Here is an 18810-nt window from a genome sequence, read left to right as displayed (position 1 = left end):
ATGGCACATGAACCTATTTTACGTGACACATATTGAATACAGATAAGGGAAGTGAATACAACTTGAAGAATTTTACAGCATTAGGCGTGGAGCAACATTGGGTAGAAGCCTTGAAAGAGCAGGGCATCTCAGCGCCAACACCTGTACAGCAGGAGTCCATTCCACTGTTGATGGAAGGTCAGGATGTGATTGCCGAGGCACATACGGGGACAGGGAAGACGCTTGCGTTTTTACTACCGATTTTACAAAAGCTGAATTTGGACAAGCGGCACCCGCAGGCGCTTGTGATTGCACCTACGCGTGAATTGGCACTCCAGATTACAGAGGAAGCAAAATGCTTGGCTGCTGCGGAGCCGAGTTTATCTCTACTAGCTGTTTACGGAGGACAGGACGTGGAGCGTCAGCTTCGTAAACTAAAAGGCGGCGCACAACTGATTATTGGTACACCTGGGCGACTGCTGGATCACCTGAGACGTGGCACGCTCGATCTAGGCGGTATTAAAATGCTGGTCCTGGATGAGGCTGACCAAATGTTGCATATGGGCTTCTTGAACGATGTGGAGACGATTCTGCAGGAGGTTCCTTACCGGAGACAAACAATGCTGTTTTCCGCTACGATGCCAGCAGGTATTCGTAAGCTGGCTCGTGTCTATATGAACGAACCCGTTGATGTCAAAGTGAAATCGGCTTCTTCCGTTCCAGTGAGCCAAATCCGTCAGGTCGTTGTACAAACAACAGACCGTGGTAAGCAACAGGCATTGGTAGATATGCTGAATACGGATCGTCCGTATTTGGCTGTTATTTTCTGCCGTACTAAGCGTCGGGCTTCCAAACTGAATGAGGAGCTCCAGGAGATGGGGTTCGAGAGCGGTGAGCTGCACGGGGACTTGTCCCAGAACAAGCGGGAGCAAGTGATGAAGGCGTTCCGTGAGGCGAAACTTCAATTGCTCGTAGCGACAGATGTAGCCGCACGCGGCTTGGATGTAGAAGGCGTCACGCATGTCTTCAACTATGACATGCCGCAGGATGCCGAAAGCTACATCCACCGCATCGGGCGTACCGGTCGTGCCGGAGGCAAAGGCGTTGCGGTGACGCTCGCCACGCCGAGGGATGTTCCGGAGCTTCGGAACATCCAAAGAGTTGCTGGTGTCACATTCACCAGCAGTGAGGGCGGCGGGCAGCGTAGACCTGCTCCCGATACGGCTGAGCGGCAGGGTAGAAACGACCGCTCAGGCAGAAACGACCGCCGTTCCTTTGGCGGCAACGATGCTGGCGGTGGACGCCGTAGCGGCCGCGAACAGTCCGGTCGTCGTGACGGCGCAAGCGGCGAGCGTCGCTCCAACCGGAGCAGTAGTGAACGCGGCGGATATGATCGCGATCGCAGCAACGGCGGTTCCACACGCGGAGGTCAAGGCCGCTCGGCGGGGCAAAGCAGCGGACGCGGCGGGTATGATCGCAGCAGCGGTAGTTCTGCACGCGAAGGTCAAGGCCGCTCGGCAGGACAAAGCAGCGGACGCGGCGGGTATGACCGCAACGGCGGCGGTTCCGCACGTGGAGGCCAAGGTGGACGCGGTGGACAAGCCAAAGGTGGTCCGCGTGGTGGTCAAGGTCAAGGAGGCCGACGCGGACGGTCCAGGTAGATAAAATGGGGGTATTCTCATAGAATGCTCTACTATGGTTATCATAATAGCCCCGGGGAGGCTCATCTTCCGGGGCTATTGTAATCTTCAACTATGCCGCTGCAAGAATAGCATCATAAGATAAAGAGCAACGAAAGATGCCTTGAGATAACCGAATAGCGGGTAGGGCATTTTTAAAAGATAATTTGGAGGGGTTATACATCATGCAGGAACAGGATATGGGCAAGCGTGCCATGGTCTCAGCATGGATCAGCCTGATTAGCAACATCCTCTTAACCGGCATCAAAATCATCGCAGGACTCATGTTCAACAGTAAGGTGCTGGTGGCCGATGGTGTGCATAACGCCGGGGACGTGATTGCTTCTGCAACCGCACTGGGAGCGATGAGAATATCCAGCCAGCCTCCGGATGAGGATCATCCTTATGGTCACGGCAAGGCAGAAGTCATTGGTGCTAGTGTGGTGGCGGTCATATTGTTCGGGGCAGGTATATTTATCGGCTATCATTCCATTGCTGCGCTGTTCGAACCGATGCCACAGGAGCATATACTAGCCTTAGTGGCAGCCATTATTTCCTTGCTCTGGAAACAGTGGCTGTATATCTACACAATTCGTATTGGCAGAGCGGCCAATAGTCAGGGCCTCATTGCGACGGGAAAAGATCACCTCGCTGATGTGTATGCCTCTGGAGCCGCTGTACTGGGCATCGGATTAGGACTGATCGGGGAACACTGGGATATTCCGATTTTATCTTACGGCGACCCCATTGCGGGGTTTGTAGTGGCGTTGCTGGTTCTGAAATTGGCGTGGGAAATGGGCCGCGAATCCATAGATGTGCTCATGGAGAAGGCTATTGCAACCGAGGAAATCGAAAGCTACGCAGCAGCCGCACTGAGTGTAGCCGAGGTTCAGCGTATTGACCGTATCCGTGCCCGTGAGCACGGTCATTATATTATTGTAGATATCCGAGCTTCAGTGGATGCCTTTTTGACGATTCAGCAGGGACACGATATTATCCGGCTGATCAAGAGGGCCGTCATGCAGCGGGAGCCACGGGTTTATGAGGTGCTTGTCCATTTGAATCCGTGGTATGCAGACGACCTCCATGCTGTAAAATCAACACAAAAAGAACCTGAAGATAAGGTGTAACCGATACGAATAACGCCCCTAGAACAAACGCCTCGAATTGACAGATAACTTGCCGGAAGGGTATGCTTTTAAAAGCCGAACGATGATGAATAAAAGCGAGGTTACCCGAAAATATGCGAAAATTTTTAAAATGGCTAGGTATTTCTGTGACTGCTACAGTCCTTTTAGTGGGCGGATATTATGCTTATTCTATATATCATTTTACGAATCAAATTTCGGTTGCTTCCGGCCAGGACTCGAAATTTAAACCGCAAACCCAAACATCAACCAATGTACAACCTGTAGAGGTATCACTCCCACCAAAATGGGATGGAACAGAGAGAGTGAATATTCTGCTGCTTGGCGGCGATTCTCGTGGAGAAGATTCAGGGCGCTCTGACTCGGTTATGGTTGCTTCTGTTGATCCGGTTACGAAAAAGGCCACCCTGATGTCGATTCTTCGTGATACGTACGTCAAGATCCCGGGTCATGGGGAAAGTCGATTGAATGCAGCCTTTTCCTACGGTGGGCCTGATTTGACCAGACAGACTGTGAGCGACCTTCTGGGGATACCGATTCAATATTATGTATATACTGATTTTAATGGTTTCATTGCGTTGGTTGATTCTGTAGGTGGTATTGACCTGGATGTCGAAAAAGATATGCATTATACGTCCAAGGCAGACAAACACCAGTTTGATATTGACTTGAAAAAGGGAATGCAGCACATGGACGGCAAAACAGCACTGCAATATGTACGTTTCCGTCATGATGCGACTTCGGATTTTACACGTACGGAGCGACAGCGCAAATTCATTACCGAACTGGGCAGTAAAATACAATCGACCTCGTCGCTCATTAAACTGCCAAGTATTTTAAATAGCATTTCTCCTTATATTGAAACGAATCTAAGTACAACGGAAATGCTGCAGTTGGCTTCATTGGGTTTTAATATCGATGCTAAAACAGTAGCGAAGCAGCAAATCCCGCCAAACGAACTGGTGCGCGGGGAAACCATCAAGGGCGCACAGGTGTTGGGTGTGGACGAGCGGAAGCTCAAGCGATTCATACAGAATCTTTTTGAACAAGAAAACAAACCGGTGACTACGACGGTGGAGGCTGCCACCACGACAAATGATACTCCATAACTATTTAAAGCAAGCGAAGTTCGTACAATAACGTACAACTTTGTTTGCTTTTGTGTTTATTTGGGTATAACCTTGTATATTTTGTTGCAAAAATATATCGTAATTATGAAGAACGTATACTCATCTGTCTAAAGAGAAGGGGAATGTCATGTGGAGATAACTCCGGCATGGAAAGACCGGTTTAAGAAGTTTTTTCTGAACAATAAGTTTGTGTTATTCCTGTTGGTATTGCTGCTGATCGGCTTGAATATCTTAGTGCTTACCAAAATTTCATACATATTTACGCCTGTCATCGTGTTGCTGAAAACGATCATTCTCCCGGTCATTTTGTCCGGTGTATTGTACTATCTGCTCAATCCGTTGGTAGATGTACTGGAGCGGAATAAGGTAAAGCGGGTATACTCCATTGTTGTCCTGTTTTTGCTCATTATAGGGATTATCGCTATTGTGGTTACATCGGTGGTACCTGTGATCCGTGATCAGATACAGGGCCTTATCCAAAATGTTCCTGCCTATACCGAGCAAGTCAAACAACAGTTTGAGCGACTGATTGGCAGTAACTTTGTCAACCAGTTCCAGAACACCATTCAAATAGATCCATCTGAACTGGCCTCCAAAGCTTCTGAAAAGTTATCTGGCTTTATCAATAATGCATGGACGGGTGTGGGAAGCTTTTTGGGTGTGATTACGGAAACTGTGCTTGCGATCGCTACGGTTCCGTTCATTCTGTTCTATTTGCTGAAAGATGGACACAAGCTGCCGCAGTGGATTCTAAAAATGCTTCCACCTATGTTTCGTAAAGAGACAGATCGTATCATGACCGAAATGAATCATCAGGTCAGCTCGTACATTCGTGGACAGATTATTGTCAGCTTCTGTATTGGAGTGCTGCTGTATATTGGTTATCTGATTATTGGATTGGACTACTCTTTAACGCTTGCGGTCATTGCGTCCTTTACGAGCGTGGTTCCCTACTTAGGTCCTGTAATTGCCATTACACCCGCGTTAATCGTAGCTATTGTTACCTCACCGATCATGTTGCTCAAAATGGTTATCGTATGGACAGTCGTCCAGCTTATTGAGGGTAAATTTATTTCACCACAAATTATGGGTAAATCTCTTCGAGTACATCCGATCACGATTATCTTTGTTATTTTGACAGCTGGCAATTTGTTTGGTGTGGTAGGAATTGTACTGGCTGTTCCAGGTTATGCCGTCTTGAAAGTAATCGTGACCCATCTGTTTAGTTTTTTTCAAAAGCGTTCACATCTTTATGAAGCAGATAAAGTAAAGTAAAAAGCAAGTCTCTATAAAAAGTAAACATGGCTAATTGGTGCGGTAAATCTGCTATTTTGCCCCTCTTGGTTAACTGTGGCTTTACGTGCTATAATTAATGCCTATTCGTATTCCAAAATAGAAAGGTCAGACTTTTTATGATAAAACTCAGCATTCTTGACCAATCTCCGGTATCGGAAGGCATGACGCATGCACAGGCATTACAAAAGACTGCTGAGCTTGCTATAGAGGCGGAACGCCTGGGTTATCATCGCTTCTGGGTATCCGAGCATCATGCAGCCTCTAACCTTGCAGGCTCCAGCCCGGAGGTATTGATTTCACACCTGGCCGCCCGTACCTCTACCATTCGAGTGGGGTCGGGTGGTGTGATGCTGCCTCATTATAGCGCTTATAAAGTAGCGGAAAACTTCCGGGTACTGGAGGGATTGTATCCAGGACGCATTGATCTGGGTCTGGGGCGAGCACCCGGAGGAATGCCGATTGCTACCAGAGCTTTGCAGGAGGGGAAAATGCGGGGCGGCGTTGATCTGTACCCCGAGCAGCTAGATGATCTGCTAGCCTATTTGCACGATAGCACAGGAAACCAGCATCGCTTCGGTTCGCTACAGGCGATGCCGCTCGTAGAGACCGTGCCGGAAATGTGGCTGCTTGGCTCCAGCGGTGATAGCGCCGGTCTGGCCGCCGAGCGTGGCGTAGGCTTTGCGTTCGCGCAGTTTATTAATGGTGAAGGCGGCACAGGTGCTATGAAGGGATATCAGGAAAGCTTCCAGCCTTCCCAGCATAGTGAGCAACCGCGTTCGCTTGTTGCCGTATTTGCGATCTGCGCGGATACCGAAGAGGAGGCCAATCGTTTGGCATCCAGCATGGACTTGTCCCTGGTGCTTTTAGAACAGGGCACGCGTACCGCAGGAACACCTTCCGTCGAAAAGGCGCTTGCGTATCCGTATACGCCATATGACCGGATGCGCATTCGTGAGAATCGCAAGCGTATGGTGGTCGGTTCACCCGAACAGGTCAAGCGTCAGCTTGAGCAATTATGCAAGGACTATAATGCACAGGAGATCATGGTTGCGAGCATCATTCACGACTTTGATGCCAAAATGAAATCTATACGCCTCATGGCTGAGGCATTTGGACTGTCCTCTGTACAGGCTTAATGCGAATGGCCAGAATTAAAAGATCACAGCTTTAGGGCTGTGATCTTTTTTTGATTTTTGAGGAAATATTGAACGTTACGCATTGTAAATTAGAAGGAATATGCCAGTTAACACTTGATAATGATTATCAATATCTTTATTATATAAAGATAGAATGAAGTTTTGATGAATGTCGTGCGTTAAGCCCGTGACTATATATATTGGATTAGGGAAAGGAATGATTCCAAATGTTTCGTCTGAAAACGGCAAATCTGGATATTGCTTATGAAGATCGATTGATAGTAGAAGATCTGAACGTAGAAATACCGCAAGGGAAAATCACAGCATTGGTGGGTGCAAATGGCTCTGGTAAGTCGACCATTCTGAAAACGATGGCTCGCATCATGAATCCTAAAGGCGGTAGCGTTCTGTTGGATGGTAAATCCATTCATAAGCAATCCACCCGGGAGGTAGCCAAGCAGTTGGCTATTTTGCCGCAGAATCCGACTGCGCCGGAAGGGTTGACCGTGACGGAACTGGTATCTTACGGACGTTTCCCCTATCAAAAAGGTTTTGGTTCCATGAAAGCGGAAGATCGCAAAATGGTAGAGTGGGCAATACAAGTAACGGGAATGAGCGAATTTCACGATCGTCCGATTGATCAGCTTTCTGGTGGTCAGCGTCAGCGTGCCTGGATTGCTATGGCGCTTGCGCAAGATACGGATATATTGTTTTTGGATGAGCCGACTACATTTTTAGATATGGCGCATCAACTGGAAGTGCTGCATCTGTTAGAGTATCTGAATACTTCGGCAGAACGCACTATTGTTATGGTCGTGCATGACTTGAACCATGCAGCCCGGTATGCTCAGCATATGATTGCGATCAAAAAAGGGAAAGCGAAGGCGGTAGGAGCCCCGACTGAGGTTATGACCCCCGATGTGCTGCGTGAGGTGTTCGGGATCGAGGCGGATATTGTTACTGATCCTCGTACAGGGGTACCACTCTGTCTTCCGTATGCTTTGGCTGGTCAGCCTGCGGTAAGCCAAGCAGTAAAGGGAATGAATATAGAAGAGAAGCAAACGGTGGGTTCTGTTGCCGAGCGGCGTGATGCTAGACCACAAGTAGCAGCAAGAGGTTAGAGGGTCATCAAGTGGCAGCATCAGCGGTAAAGGGTCTGTGGATATTGGCATGTCCGTCACGTTTTGGGTAAAATAGGTTAAGAACCTAAACCAAGCGACATGAAGGAGGATGCTGTATGTCTGTCTATTCATATAATGCCGTAACACCAGCCAATCAGGAGGTTTCTCTGGAAACTTACACAGGTAAAGTGCTGGTTATTGCGAATACCGCCAGTAAGTGCGGACTTACCCCGCAATATGGGGATTTGCAGAAGCTTTATGACGAATATAAGGATCGGGGACTCGTTGTTTTAGGCTTCCCTTGCAACCAATTTGGCGGTCAGGAGCCGGGCAGCAGCGAGGAAGCGGCTGAATTTTGCCAATTGAATTACGGGGTTAATTTCCCGGTATTCGCCAAAGTGGATGTGAACGGACCGGATACAGCAGCTCTGTTTGAATATTTGAAGAAGCAGCAGCCTGGAGAACAGGAAGATGGTACAATTCAGTGGAATTTTACGAAATTCATTGTGAATCGTGAAGGTGTGCCTGTGGGGCGTTTTGAGCCTAAGGAGTCACCGGAAGCGATGAAAGCTGCCATTGAGCAGTTGTTATAATAGCTTCGTGTAATTCCAAAGTATATGTATAAACAAGGTCTGATTTCTGCCTGTCTCAGGGGAAACAGACCTTTTTTTATTCTCTAAATGAGCATTTACCTAAGAATTGACGCATCGTGTGGAAAGTCTGTTCCAAGGGCATAATCAGGGGGCAGACAGGGAAAACTGAATGGAGCAAAAAAAGATTTCAGCAAACGGCTGATCTCAGACATCCTTACCTTTTTAAATGTGGACAAACTGTGAATATCATAAAAAGCTATTGTAATGTGAAAAATATCACACTATAATAAGCGCATGAAGTGAAATAAATCACAAGAAGTAACGAGTTACCTAAGTGAAAGTATTCACAATTATTATACATTTTATGCCCACACACCAAGGAGGAATTCAACATGAAAGTAGCAGTTATCGGATGTACACACGCAGGTACAGCAGCCATAGTCAACACAGCTAAATGTTATCCAGATGCCGAAATTACGGTTTATGAGCGTAATGACAATATTTCATTTTTATCTTGTGGTATTGCACTGTACGTAGGTGGTGTCGTCAAAGATCCGCACGGATTGTTTTATTCGTCCCCAGATCAACTGGCTGATATGGGTGTAGTGACCAAGATGCTTCATGAGGTAACGAGTGTGGATACAGCCGGCAAAACGCTGCATGCACGTAATCTCCAAACAGGTGAGGAATTTACGGACACATTTGATAAATTGATTGTGACTACTGGATCGTGGCCAATTATTCCGAAGCTGGAAGGCATTGAACTTGATCATATTTTGCTCTGCAAAAACTATAATCATTCGAATGAAATCATTGAGAAAGCCCAGCACGTACAGAACATTACAGTCGTCGGAGCTGGATACATTGGTGTTGAACTGGTAGAAGCTTTTCAAATGAACGGTAAGAACGTAACGCTGATCGACAGTGCTGATCGTATATTGAATAAGTATTTAGACCATGAGTATACAGACCGGATTGAGAATTCCCTGAGAGAACATGGCATTAAGCTGGTACTTGGCGAGACAGTAAGTCGTTTTGAGGGGACTAACGGTAAAGTAAGTAAGGTCGTGACCTCCAAAGGAGAGTATGAAACAGAGCTTGTTATACTCTGTATCGGTTTCCGACCTCAAACGGATCTGCTCAAAGGTCAGGTAGATATGTTGCCTAACGGTGCGATCATTGTGGACAATTATATGCAAAGTAGCTGCCCGGATGTGTTTGCAGCAGGCGACAGTTGTGCAATTCGTTATAATCCGACTGGCAAAACAGCTTATATCCCATTGGCGACGAATGCGGTTCGAATGGGGACGCTGGTGGCACGCAATCTGGTACAGCCGACCATTGCCTACATGGGAACACAAGGAACCTCAGGTATCAAAATTTACGAAGATAATATTGCGGGAACAGGAATGACAGAAGCCGCAGCAACCGACGAGGGGATGACTGTAGAAGCTGTAACCATTGAGGATAGCTACCGTCCTGAGTTTATGCCAACCTCTGAAAAGGTATTGCTGAAGGTTGTATATGAGCAGGAGACACGGAGAATTGTTGGGGCACAAATTATGTCGAAGGTCGATTTGACGCAATCCATTAACACGCTGTCTGTAGCCATTCAAAATCATATGATCATTGACCAGTTGGCTTTTGTCGATTTCTTCTTCCAGCCGCACTATAACAAGCCTTGGAATTTCCTGAACGCGGCAGGTTTGCAAGCATTGCCTACAATATCCGAACGGAACCCAGTTACTGTATAATTCGATTTGTCTGTGACATTGTTCATAAGTTTGTCAACAATCTGAAGCGTACGGATGAATCCTTATAGTACAATATAGAGAGCATAAGGATTAGGGGGAGACTTTATAATGGATTTGTTTTATATCCTTTTTCTTGTAGTTGTTGCAGCCGTCGGTTTGGGCGGGGTTCTTTGGTTCTTGAGAGCTGTTGAAAAGGAAGAATACAATTAAATGTAAAGCGCGTAGTAGCGCAGTAGATGTAATAAAATAGAAAAACAGTCCTTTATCCAAGGGCTGTTTTTTATACTTTAGAAAGTGATTTTTTTCACAAACAAAATCACTGATTTTAAATAAAATATAAAAGAAGAATATTTTGTTTAAAAGATATTAAAGGAGCGGGGGCAGATGGCAAGCTATAAACCGGGGCAAATTGCCGAAAAGACGGTGGAAACAGGAGTGGCCAAGGCGAACAACCCGTGGACTGTGGCGGTAGTATTGGGATTTTTGGCAGGTGCATTTATTGCACTCGGGTTTTTGCTGGATATACGCGTTATTGCAAGTGCACCTAAAGAATGGGGAAGCATTGCTACCTTTATTGGAGCTGCGGTGTTCCCTGTAGGTCTGGTGTTAGTTTTGATCGCTGGTGGGGAATTGCTGACCGGTAATATGATGGCAGTGCCTTTGGCGAGATGGGCAGGACGAATTAAGACAGGAGCCATGCTTCGTAATTTGGCGATTATTACGCTCAGTAATTTTGCAGGTGCATTATTTGTTGCATTTTTCTTCGGGCATGTTCTGGGCTTGACCGAAACGGGTCCTTACCTGGATAAAGTGGTGGATATGGCAGGGCATAAGCTGCATGAAAGCTTTTTGCAGTCTTTTATATCAGGTATAGGATGTAACTGGCTCGTAGCACTGGCTGTATGGATGGCTTATAGCACAGACTCCATCGGCGGCAAAATTATGGGAATTTGGTTCCCGACCATGGCCTTTGTTGCTATCGGATTTCAGCACGTTGTAGCCAATATGTTTCTCATTCCGGCGGCTATTTTTGCAGGTCATTTTTCGTGGGCAGCGTATGTTATGAATTTCATTCCGGTCTGGTTGGGGAATTTGGTAGGAGGCAGTCTGTTTGTGGCTGGAGCCTACTGGCTGGCCTATCTGAAAAAAACTCAAACCAACACACATTCCGTGAATGAATCTCAAATTACTCCTTCCGTTGCATCCAATCCGTTGAGTGATCATGCATAATCACGTTACTTTATGAAGCAATGAACAAAGCAAATCCGCCATGACGGGCCCGGGGGAACGAAACCTGTCATGGCGGATTTTTTTGGGAGTGGTCCATGATTTGGCATGGAGGATGAGTGTGCTCTCGTCCATAATGCCTTGATCTCTTTTACCCTGGGTATGTAATGATGAAACAGGATGATAAAAAAATAATTATGATTTTTAAAATCCGTTTTGCTCTAAACAGCAGGCGGATTTTTATATATTTTGGAGAGATGCTGTGTGGTAAAATCCTTCTCTTGCCATAGGCCAAAGCTGTAGATATGATAAGAACAGTGTAATTTTTGGAAACGGTAACGGAAAGGAGCATTAACACCATGGATCATCGCAATAGCGCGCCTCTTGAGGCCACACTTCAACACAACTTACACAGAGGACAGCGGATGACGGAGCAGCAGAACGGTATTTTTCCGGCCGTATGCCCGTTGGATTGCCCGGATACGTGTGGGCTCCTGCTTCACAAGGAAAATGGAAAGATAGTCAAGGTGACTGGTAATCCGGATCATCCCATTACCAAAGGGGCTATATGCAACAAAGTACGGAATATGACCGAGCGAGTATATGATCCGGATCGGGTGCTTTATCCGTTGAAGCGTGTAGGCGCCAAAGGGGAAGGGAAGTTTGAACGAATTAGCTGGGAGGAGGCGGTCGATACCATTACAGGTCGGTTCAAGGAGCTGATACGTACGGATGGACCGGAATCCATTCTCCCCTACAGCTTCTATGGCAATATGGGTGTATTGAGTGTGGATGGAATGGATCGTCGCTTTTTCAATGCGCTGGGTTCAAGCCAACTGGATCAGACGATTTGCAGTGTGGCTGGGAATGAAGGCTGGGCATCCGTTATGGGATTTAAGGGCGGCACAAGCCCGGAGGACACAGAGGATGCAGAGCTCATTATTGTATGGGGCGGAAACGTCATCAGCACCAACATGCATCAGGTCGTATTGGCTGAGAAAGCACGTAAAAAAGGTGCTAAGGTGGTCGTTATTGATGTTCATCGCAACCGGACGGCGCAATGGGCGGATTGGTTCATTCCCTTATATCCGGGAACGGATACGGCGCTTGCGCTGGGGGTTATGCATGTGCTGTTTGATCAGGGGCTGACAGACGACGAATTTTTACGTCGCTATACCGTAGGTCACGAGGAACTGCGCGAGCATGTTAAGAATTATACACCAGAACGGGTGTCGCGGATCACCGGCGTGCCGGAAGAGGATATTATCCGTTTGGCGGAAATGTACGGGAAGGCGCGAGCGGCCTATATCAATATCGGAAATGGGCTTCAGCATCATGATAATGGCGGTATGAACGTACGTGCAGTTACATGCTTGCCTGCACTCACTGGACAATGGTTGAAACACGGCGGGGGAGCTTCGCGCTCCAATGGTGCTTATGCCAAGATTAACAGCGCCCATCTGGAGCGTCCTGATCTGCGACAGAACCCGGATGCCCGGGTGATCAACATGAACCGGATTGGAGAGGCGCTGCTACAGAAGGAACAACCGATTAAGGCGTTATTTGTATATTGTAGTAACCCGGTAGTTGTAGCACCCGATTCGGAACGGGTGACGGAGGGATTTGAACGAGAGGATCTGTTTACGGTTGTTCATGACCTATTCCTTACCGATACGGCCTGCTATGCAGATATTGTGCTGCCTGCTGCGTCTTCTTTTGAAGGAACAGACTTATACAAATCGTACTGGCACCACTATATCCAGATGCAGAAGCCCGTCATTGATCCGCTTGGGGAAAGCAAAAGCAATTATGAGCTATTTAGCCTGCTCGGACAGGCAATGGGCTTTGATGAAGCTGCCTTTACAGAAAGTGAAGAGGATATGATCGCAGGCGCGCTTGATAATCCAACGAACCCTTATCTCAATGGTGTAACCTTGGATGCCTTAAAAAAGTCGCCTTTTGTAAAGCTTGATATGACGCCAAAGGCTACTTATTTGGAGCGTCTAACTACGCCTTCAGGCAAGATTGAGTTGTATTCGGAAAAAATGAAACAAGCAGGTCTGCCTGCATTGCCCTCCTATGTACCACTGATCGAAGGGTATGACGGAGAGCATCGGCCGCAAGCGGATGACCGTTTTCCATTGATGTTTGTTTCACCGCCAAACCATAATTTTTTGAATTCTACATTTGCTAATTTGCCCAAGCATCAGCGATTGGAGCGGGAGCCTTTGCTGCAAATCCACCCGGAGGATGCTCAGGCAAGAGACATCGCAGATGGTGATCCGGTTACCGTCTGGAATGACAGGGGAATGTATGAATTGAAAGCCAAGGTCACCGATCTGATGCTGCCCGGCACGGTGATTAGCCAAGGATTATGGTGGAAAGGCAAAGGACGCAGACAGCGTGCCAATGCGTTAACCTCTGACCGGCTGTCGGATATGGGGCAGGGGGCTACTTTTTTCTCAACGGTGGTGAATGTGAAGCGCCAATGAGAATATGCCTTTAATGGCGTCAGGTGCAAAAGGAGAAGCAAAACATATGAAATGGTTGGAGTCTTATCCGAAAGAAGTAAAAGTATTTCTCATTGCCAGCCTGATTAATTCCGCTGGAAGTTCCCTCATGTGGCCGCTCGTTAGCATGTATGTATTCGACGAACTAAACCGTAGTATGGGAGATGCGGGGATTGCGATTTTAGTGCAGTCTTTAGGCGGGATTTTTGGTCAAGTGCTGGGCGGAGCCCTTTATCATCGTATTGGAGCCAAGAAACTGATTGTCGGCTCACTGGCCATGAATGCGTTGGGACTTCTCTCGCTTCCATTTACCAGTGGTCATTGGGTAGCTTTTGTCATCATGATGGGCTTTATCGGCTTTTTTAATGTGGTATCTGTGCCTGCGATTCAGGCCTTTGTAGGTTTTCGTTTTTCTGACCGACGTGGAGAGCTGTTTAATATCATTTATGTCGCGAACAATATTGGGGTGGCACTCGGAACGGGACTGAGCGGCGTTCTGGCCGACCTTTCCTATCAGCTCAGCTTTGTCATGAACGGGGTGACTTCTGCGGTATTTGCCGGATTCTTCTGGTCGTATCTAAGCAGGGTAGATCGGGAAGAGGGGGAAGTTCAGCTCAGCAAGTCTGTGATGAAAAGAGAAGAAATACCAGCTCGATTGCTGTTTCGTGATACCAGGCTGTATCTCTTTGTGGGGTTAGGTTCACTTTTTTTGTGGTTCGGTAATTCGATCTGGAATACGGGAGTCTCTCCCTATATTATTGAGCAGGGCTTGCCTAAAACGATGTATGGGCTACTATGGACGTTGAATGGTATTCTTATTTTTGCCGCACAACCTATTATTTTCTGGATCAAACGGCTGTACGCTCATCACGCTTCGGCACAAATGACATGGGCTGGAGGATTTTATTTGGCAGCTTATATTGTCATACTGGGCACACAGAACTATACTGGGATGATATTCGCTATGGTACTGGCGACTCTGGGAGAAATGCTGATCGCACCTGCGGTTCCAGCATTCCTGTCTGATCATGGAGGTCGGGGTGCACCTTTTTACATTGGACTTGTAGGGGGCATTGGCGCAGCCGGACGGGTGATGGGACCTTATATTATGGGGAAGTTATATGATGGCGGTGGGTTACCGCCCACACTTTGGCTGGCATTAGGCGTAGCCGTATTATCCATTCTGTTTTTCATTCTGCATAGCTGGTCGAACCGTTTTCGGCATGATTTGGATAATTTGGATACTACTCCTTCTTAGGTGGATGTTCCCAGTCCTTAAGTCCCAATAAAAGTTCAGTAATGAGCTTTTATTATGGTACAATAGGTGACAGCTGGTTGCAGTTATTGCTTCAGGAAAGCCTTCACAGGAAGGATTGAAAGGAATTGTTTACAAGTCAACCCTTGACGATACGTCATTCGGAGATGAAGGATGCTCCTGATCTGATTGCGCTGGATGAACTGGTATGGAATGAACGCACGGCTCCTGCTTCGCTGTCATGGAAGTCGCGCGGAGAGTTTCTGCGCAATACGCCTCCAGGCTCTCAACTGGTCGCCATCGAACAGGAAGTGCTCTGCGGGTATATTGGATTTCGTCCTCCAACGCTGTTGGCTAGTAATTGTCATGTACTCGAAATAAATATAGCTGTACGTCCAGACTATCATCGCAAAGGTATTGGGACGGCGCTCATGAACTCCATGAAGGAGATTGCAGCTGCGGAGGGCATACGCAAGTTAAGTTTGCGTGTACTCTCCTGTAACACGGAAGCCCTTATGTTTTATGAAAAGTGCGGTTTTGCAATTGAAGGGCGCCTGCATGAGGAGTTTTATATCGCAGGCCAATTCGTGGATGATGTTCTAATGGCCTATTTCTTAAAATAGACCGGAGGCTACAGACAGGCAGCAACATTTCGGATGTGATGTCCAGCTCATAACCAACAACGCCGCAGACCTGATCAGGCCTGCGGCGTTGTTGTGCAGTACTATGTTATCGAAGTTGCTTCCATTCATTCTGGAGCATACCATACACTGCGTGGTTCATATAGCCATCTGGCAGCAACTCTGCTTCGCGTACAATGCCTTCGAGCACAAAGCCCAGGCGTTCTGGAATACCGCGGCTGCGGCGGTTCGTCGTTGCACAACGGATTTCGACCCGATGCAAGTCCAACTCCATCAACGCATATTCGACGAATACGCGGCAGGCACTGGTCATGAGACCCTGTCCTTCGTAACCGTGCCCAAGCCAGTATCCGATGCTAACCGACCGGTGGGCCCAATTGATCTCATGGTAGCTGATGATGCCAGCGAGCTCGTTGTCTATCCAAATTCCAGCGGTCAGGCTACCGTTCTCTGCGGCTTGTTTCAAGGCGCCTTGCACGAACTGCTCTGTATGGCTGATTTCCGTGGTGGAGTCTACCCATGGAAGCCATTGACGCAGGCGGTCACGGGACATTTCGATCAGCTCAAACAGAGGCTGCACATGCTCCTTGGTGAGCGGCCGAAGGACTGTGCGTTCGTCCAACGCATATGTAAACATGATTAATCCCCTCTTTCACTCGGAAAATCGCTAAACCAGCCAGTCTAGCATTTAATCCCATGCTACCTTATTCTGCGAGAGTCGTCAAAAGGGAGAGGAAGCTTCAAATTTTATAGGTCCCACCCGGAACCGCCCCTGCTCATATACATATTTCAGATCCAAATCCCCTACAAATTCGCTTGGCGATACGCTACCAGACACTGTGGCATGCAGTGGGAACTGTTCGGCGTCATACATTACAACAGAGCTAAAATCGAGATGCTTTGTAAATTGGGCTGGATCATCATAAAATACGGACGCTTTGGGGTCCATCGTGTGTGTAGTACCGTCAATCATAACAGCGATATGCACCTGGCGGTTGTGGTCACGTAGCTCCACGGAGCTATGTACTCGCTGAGATACAGCATTTGCTGCTGATTCAACTGCATATTCCTCCATTGTTTGTACGTTAACAATATGCAACTCCTGCAATTCCACACCCGTTCCCGAGGCACGTGTGAGAATTACAACGGCTTCACGGATCCCATCTTCGTTTACATCTCTGTAAAATAACTGTGGTGCGGTGGAAATATCCGCCGAGCCCGACCACTGGAATGTGCGGCGCTGCTGGCCGATTTCCAGTACGGCTGAATGAAAGAGTCCCTGGGAAGGGCTCACGGCGTATAGGCGGACAGTTGAGTCTTCTGGTGCGCTAGCCAGCGCATGAGATAATGCAGTTTCGGTCACCATGCTTGAAGAAGGATGATCGGAAGTCATAACGGAAGAGGACAGCAGCATAGACAGCAGGATGACGATCAACAGCTTAAACACGGGTGGGTCTCCTTTTCCGGTAAAATAAAAGATATATACACTATAACGAATTTATTTGCCGAAAATGTTAACTCTTTTTCATAACTTGCATCTTTTTTTGCTGAAGAGAGCATCCCGATTTTCATTTTATTGAGTTATGCGGTGTGAAAGGGTATATTTAAGGGAACAGGTTATACACAGATTATACGGAAGAAAGGTTGATTAGCGTGGAGAAGCCGATTACTCCCCCCAATTTTATTAAAAATGTTATTGAAGAGGATTTACGTACGGGTAAGGTAAAGGAAGTTGTTACACGCTTTCCACCTGAACCAAACGGATATTTGCATATTGGACATGCTAAAGCCATCTGGATCAATTTCTCGTTGGGAGATGAATTCGGAGGACGCACGAACCTGCGTTTTGATGACACCAATCCGGCGAAGGAAGACACGGAATACGTTAACTCCATTCAGGAGGACGTGAAGTGGCTTGGTTATGAATGGGAGGAAAAACATTTTGCCTCCAATTACTTTGAAGAGATGTACAAGCGTGCTATCCTGCTGATTCAAAAGGGGAAAGCCTACGTAGATGACCAAAGCGCGGACCAAATTCGTGAAACACGCGGAACACTGACAGAACCGGGACAAAACAGCCCCTATCGGGATCGCAGCGTGGAAGACAATTTGAAGCTGTTTGAAGAGATGCGTGCAGGCAAATACCAGAATGGTGAAAAGGTGCTGCGTGCCAAGATTGATATGGCTTCGCCAAACATCAATTTGCGTGACCCGGTTATTTACCGCATTTCACACACAGCCCATCACAATACAGGCGATACCTGGTGTATCTATCCGATGTATTCCTATGCTCATCCGCTGGAAGATGCAATTGAGGGCGTAACGCATTCGCTTTGTTCGCTGGAGTTCGAAGATCAACGCCCACTGTACGATTGGGTTGTAGCTGAATGCGAGATGGAAAACGTACCTCATCAATATGAATTTGGACGGCTAAATCTAGCTCAAACGGTAACCAGCAAACGTAAGCTCAAGCTTCTGGTTGATGAAAAACACGTAGACGGCTGGGACGATCCGCGGATGCCGACCATTTCTGGTTTGCGTCGTCGCGGCTATACGCCAGAGGCCATTCGCAGTTTTGTATATGAAACAGGCATTTCCAAAGCCTACGGAGTCATTGATTTGCAGGTGCTGGAGCATTTTGCACGTGAGGATCTGAAGCTTAAGGCACCCCGTACGATGGCAGTTATAGATCCGCTGAAAGTGGTCATTACGAACTATCCTGAAGGACAAGTGGAAATGCTGGAGGCGGAGAACAATACAGAAAATCCGGAACTTGGAACACGCCAAATTCCGTTTTCTCGTGAAATTTATATCGAGCGTGAGGACTTCATGGAGAATCCGCCGAGCAAATACTTCCGTTTATTCCCTGGTAATGAAGTGCGTCTCAAGCATGCTTACTTCATTAAATGCAACGATGTCATTAAGGATGCGGAAGGTAATGTAACGGAGATTCACTGTACCTACGATATAGAAACCAAGAGCGGATCAGGCTTTACGGGACGTAAAGTGAAAGGGACAATCCATTGGGTAGAGGCTACTCAGGCTGTTCCGGCCGAATTCCGTTTGTATGAGCCATTGATTAACGCAGAGGAACCAGAAGTGCTGGAAGAGGATGGATCGGAAAAAACATTCCTTGATCAATTAAATCCGAACTCTTTGGAAATTGCTCATGGCTATGTGGAGCGGAATATGAAAGAAGCACAATCGCAGGACAAGTTCCAATTTTTCCGTCATGGTTATTTCAGTGTAGATCCGAAGCTTTCCAAACCGGGTGAGCCTGTATTTAACCGTGTGGTATCATTGAAAAGCTCTTTCCAATTGCCTAAGCAATAAGATGTTGG

Annotated in this window: 15 protein-coding genes; 13 read left to right on the top strand and 2 right to left on the bottom strand. The window is 47.3% G+C overall.

From position 1 onward, the window contains the following. The first annotated feature begins 62 nt into the window (after positions 1–62). The 12 genes from EGM68_RS23810 to EGM68_RS23755 all read left to right on the top strand — a co-directional run bounded on the left by EGM68_RS23810 (position 63) and on the right by EGM68_RS23755 (position 15451). Complete coding sequence (locus EGM68_RS23810) at positions 63–1640, top strand: DEAD/DEAH box helicase (RefSeq protein ID WP_129550136.1); 1578 nt, start codon at positions 63–65, stop codon at positions 1638–1640. Positions 1641–1843: 203 nt separating this feature from the next. Beyond that, the gene (locus tag EGM68_RS23805) at positions 1844–2788 is read left to right on the top strand and encodes a cation diffusion facilitator family transporter (RefSeq protein ID WP_129550135.1); all 945 of its coding nucleotides are present in this window, start codon (positions 1844–1846) and stop codon (positions 2786–2788) included. A 113-nt stretch (positions 2789–2901) separates the two neighbouring features. After that, entirely contained in the window at positions 2902–3915 is a 1014-nt protein-coding gene (locus tag EGM68_RS23800) for an LCP family protein (protein WP_129550134.1), read from the top strand. A 150-nt stretch (positions 3916–4065) separates the two neighbouring features. Further along, positions 4066–5211, top strand: a complete 1146-nt coding sequence (locus EGM68_RS23795; RefSeq protein WP_016822839.1) for an AI-2E family transporter — start codon at positions 4066–4068, stop codon at positions 5209–5211. A 137-nt stretch (positions 5212–5348) separates the two neighbouring features. Next, positions 5349–6368, top strand: a complete 1020-nt coding sequence (locus tag EGM68_RS23790) for an LLM class flavin-dependent oxidoreductase (protein ID WP_129550133.1) — start codon at positions 5349–5351, stop codon at positions 6366–6368. A gap of 227 nt (positions 6369–6595) precedes the next feature. Further along, entirely contained in the window at positions 6596–7489 is an 894-nt protein-coding gene (locus tag EGM68_RS23785) for an ABC transporter ATP-binding protein (RefSeq protein ID WP_129550132.1), read from the top strand. 116 nt (positions 7490–7605) lie between these two features. Next, the gene (locus tag EGM68_RS23780; RefSeq protein WP_129550131.1) at positions 7606–8082 is read left to right on the top strand and encodes a glutathione peroxidase; all 477 of its coding nucleotides are present in this window, start codon (positions 7606–7608) and stop codon (positions 8080–8082) included. Between the two features lie 392 nt (positions 8083–8474). Then, positions 8475–9836 carry an FAD-dependent oxidoreductase gene (locus EGM68_RS23775; RefSeq protein WP_129550130.1) on the top strand — a complete coding sequence of 454 codons (1362 nt, stop codon included), beginning with the start codon at positions 8475–8477 and terminating at the stop codon, positions 9834–9836. A gap of 384 nt (positions 9837–10220) precedes the next feature. Continuing rightward, complete coding sequence (locus EGM68_RS23770) at positions 10221–11066, top strand: formate/nitrite transporter family protein (protein WP_025677556.1); 846 nt, start codon at positions 10221–10223, stop codon at positions 11064–11066. A 356-nt stretch (positions 11067–11422) separates the two neighbouring features. Then, a complete protein-coding gene (locus EGM68_RS23765; protein WP_129550129.1) occupies positions 11423–13555 on the top strand; it encodes a molybdopterin-containing oxidoreductase family protein in 2133 nt (710 codons plus the stop codon). 46 nt (positions 13556–13601) lie between these two features. After that, positions 13602–14831, top strand: coding sequence for an MFS transporter (locus EGM68_RS23760; RefSeq protein ID WP_129550128.1), 1230 nt, complete (start codon positions 13602–13604; stop codon positions 14829–14831). A gap of 125 nt (positions 14832–14956) precedes the next feature. Beyond that, entirely contained in the window at positions 14957–15451 is a 495-nt protein-coding gene (locus tag EGM68_RS23755; RefSeq protein ID WP_016822850.1) for a GNAT family N-acetyltransferase, read from the top strand. A gap of 106 nt (positions 15452–15557) precedes the next feature. Here the strand turns inward: EGM68_RS23755 and EGM68_RS23750 are convergent, their stop codons facing one another. Further along, complete coding sequence (locus EGM68_RS23750) at positions 15558–16106, bottom strand: GNAT family N-acetyltransferase (RefSeq protein ID WP_013373475.1); 549 nt, start codon at positions 16104–16106, stop codon at positions 15558–15560. A gap of 84 nt (positions 16107–16190) precedes the next feature. Next, a complete protein-coding gene (locus tag EGM68_RS23745) occupies positions 16191–16916 on the bottom strand; it encodes a hypothetical protein (RefSeq protein ID WP_064961654.1) in 726 nt (241 codons plus the stop codon). 206 nt (positions 16917–17122) lie between these two features. On the opposite strand from EGM68_RS23745, the gene EGM68_RS23740 reads away from it, so the two are divergent. After that, a complete protein-coding gene (locus tag EGM68_RS23740) occupies positions 17123–18802 on the top strand; it encodes a glutamine--tRNA ligase/YqeY domain fusion protein (protein WP_013373473.1) in 1680 nt (559 codons plus the stop codon). The last annotated feature ends 8 nt before the right edge of the window (positions 18803–18810 follow it).

Origin of the sequence: Paenibacillus sp. M-152, from assembly GCF_003856555.1 — a bacterium.
In the GTDB taxonomy this organism is placed as follows: domain Bacteria; phylum Bacillota; class Bacilli; order Paenibacillales; family Paenibacillaceae; genus Paenibacillus; species Paenibacillus polymyxa_C.
Note: the sequence above shows the minus strand (reverse complement) of the source record. Positions and strands in the feature narration are given on the sequence as shown.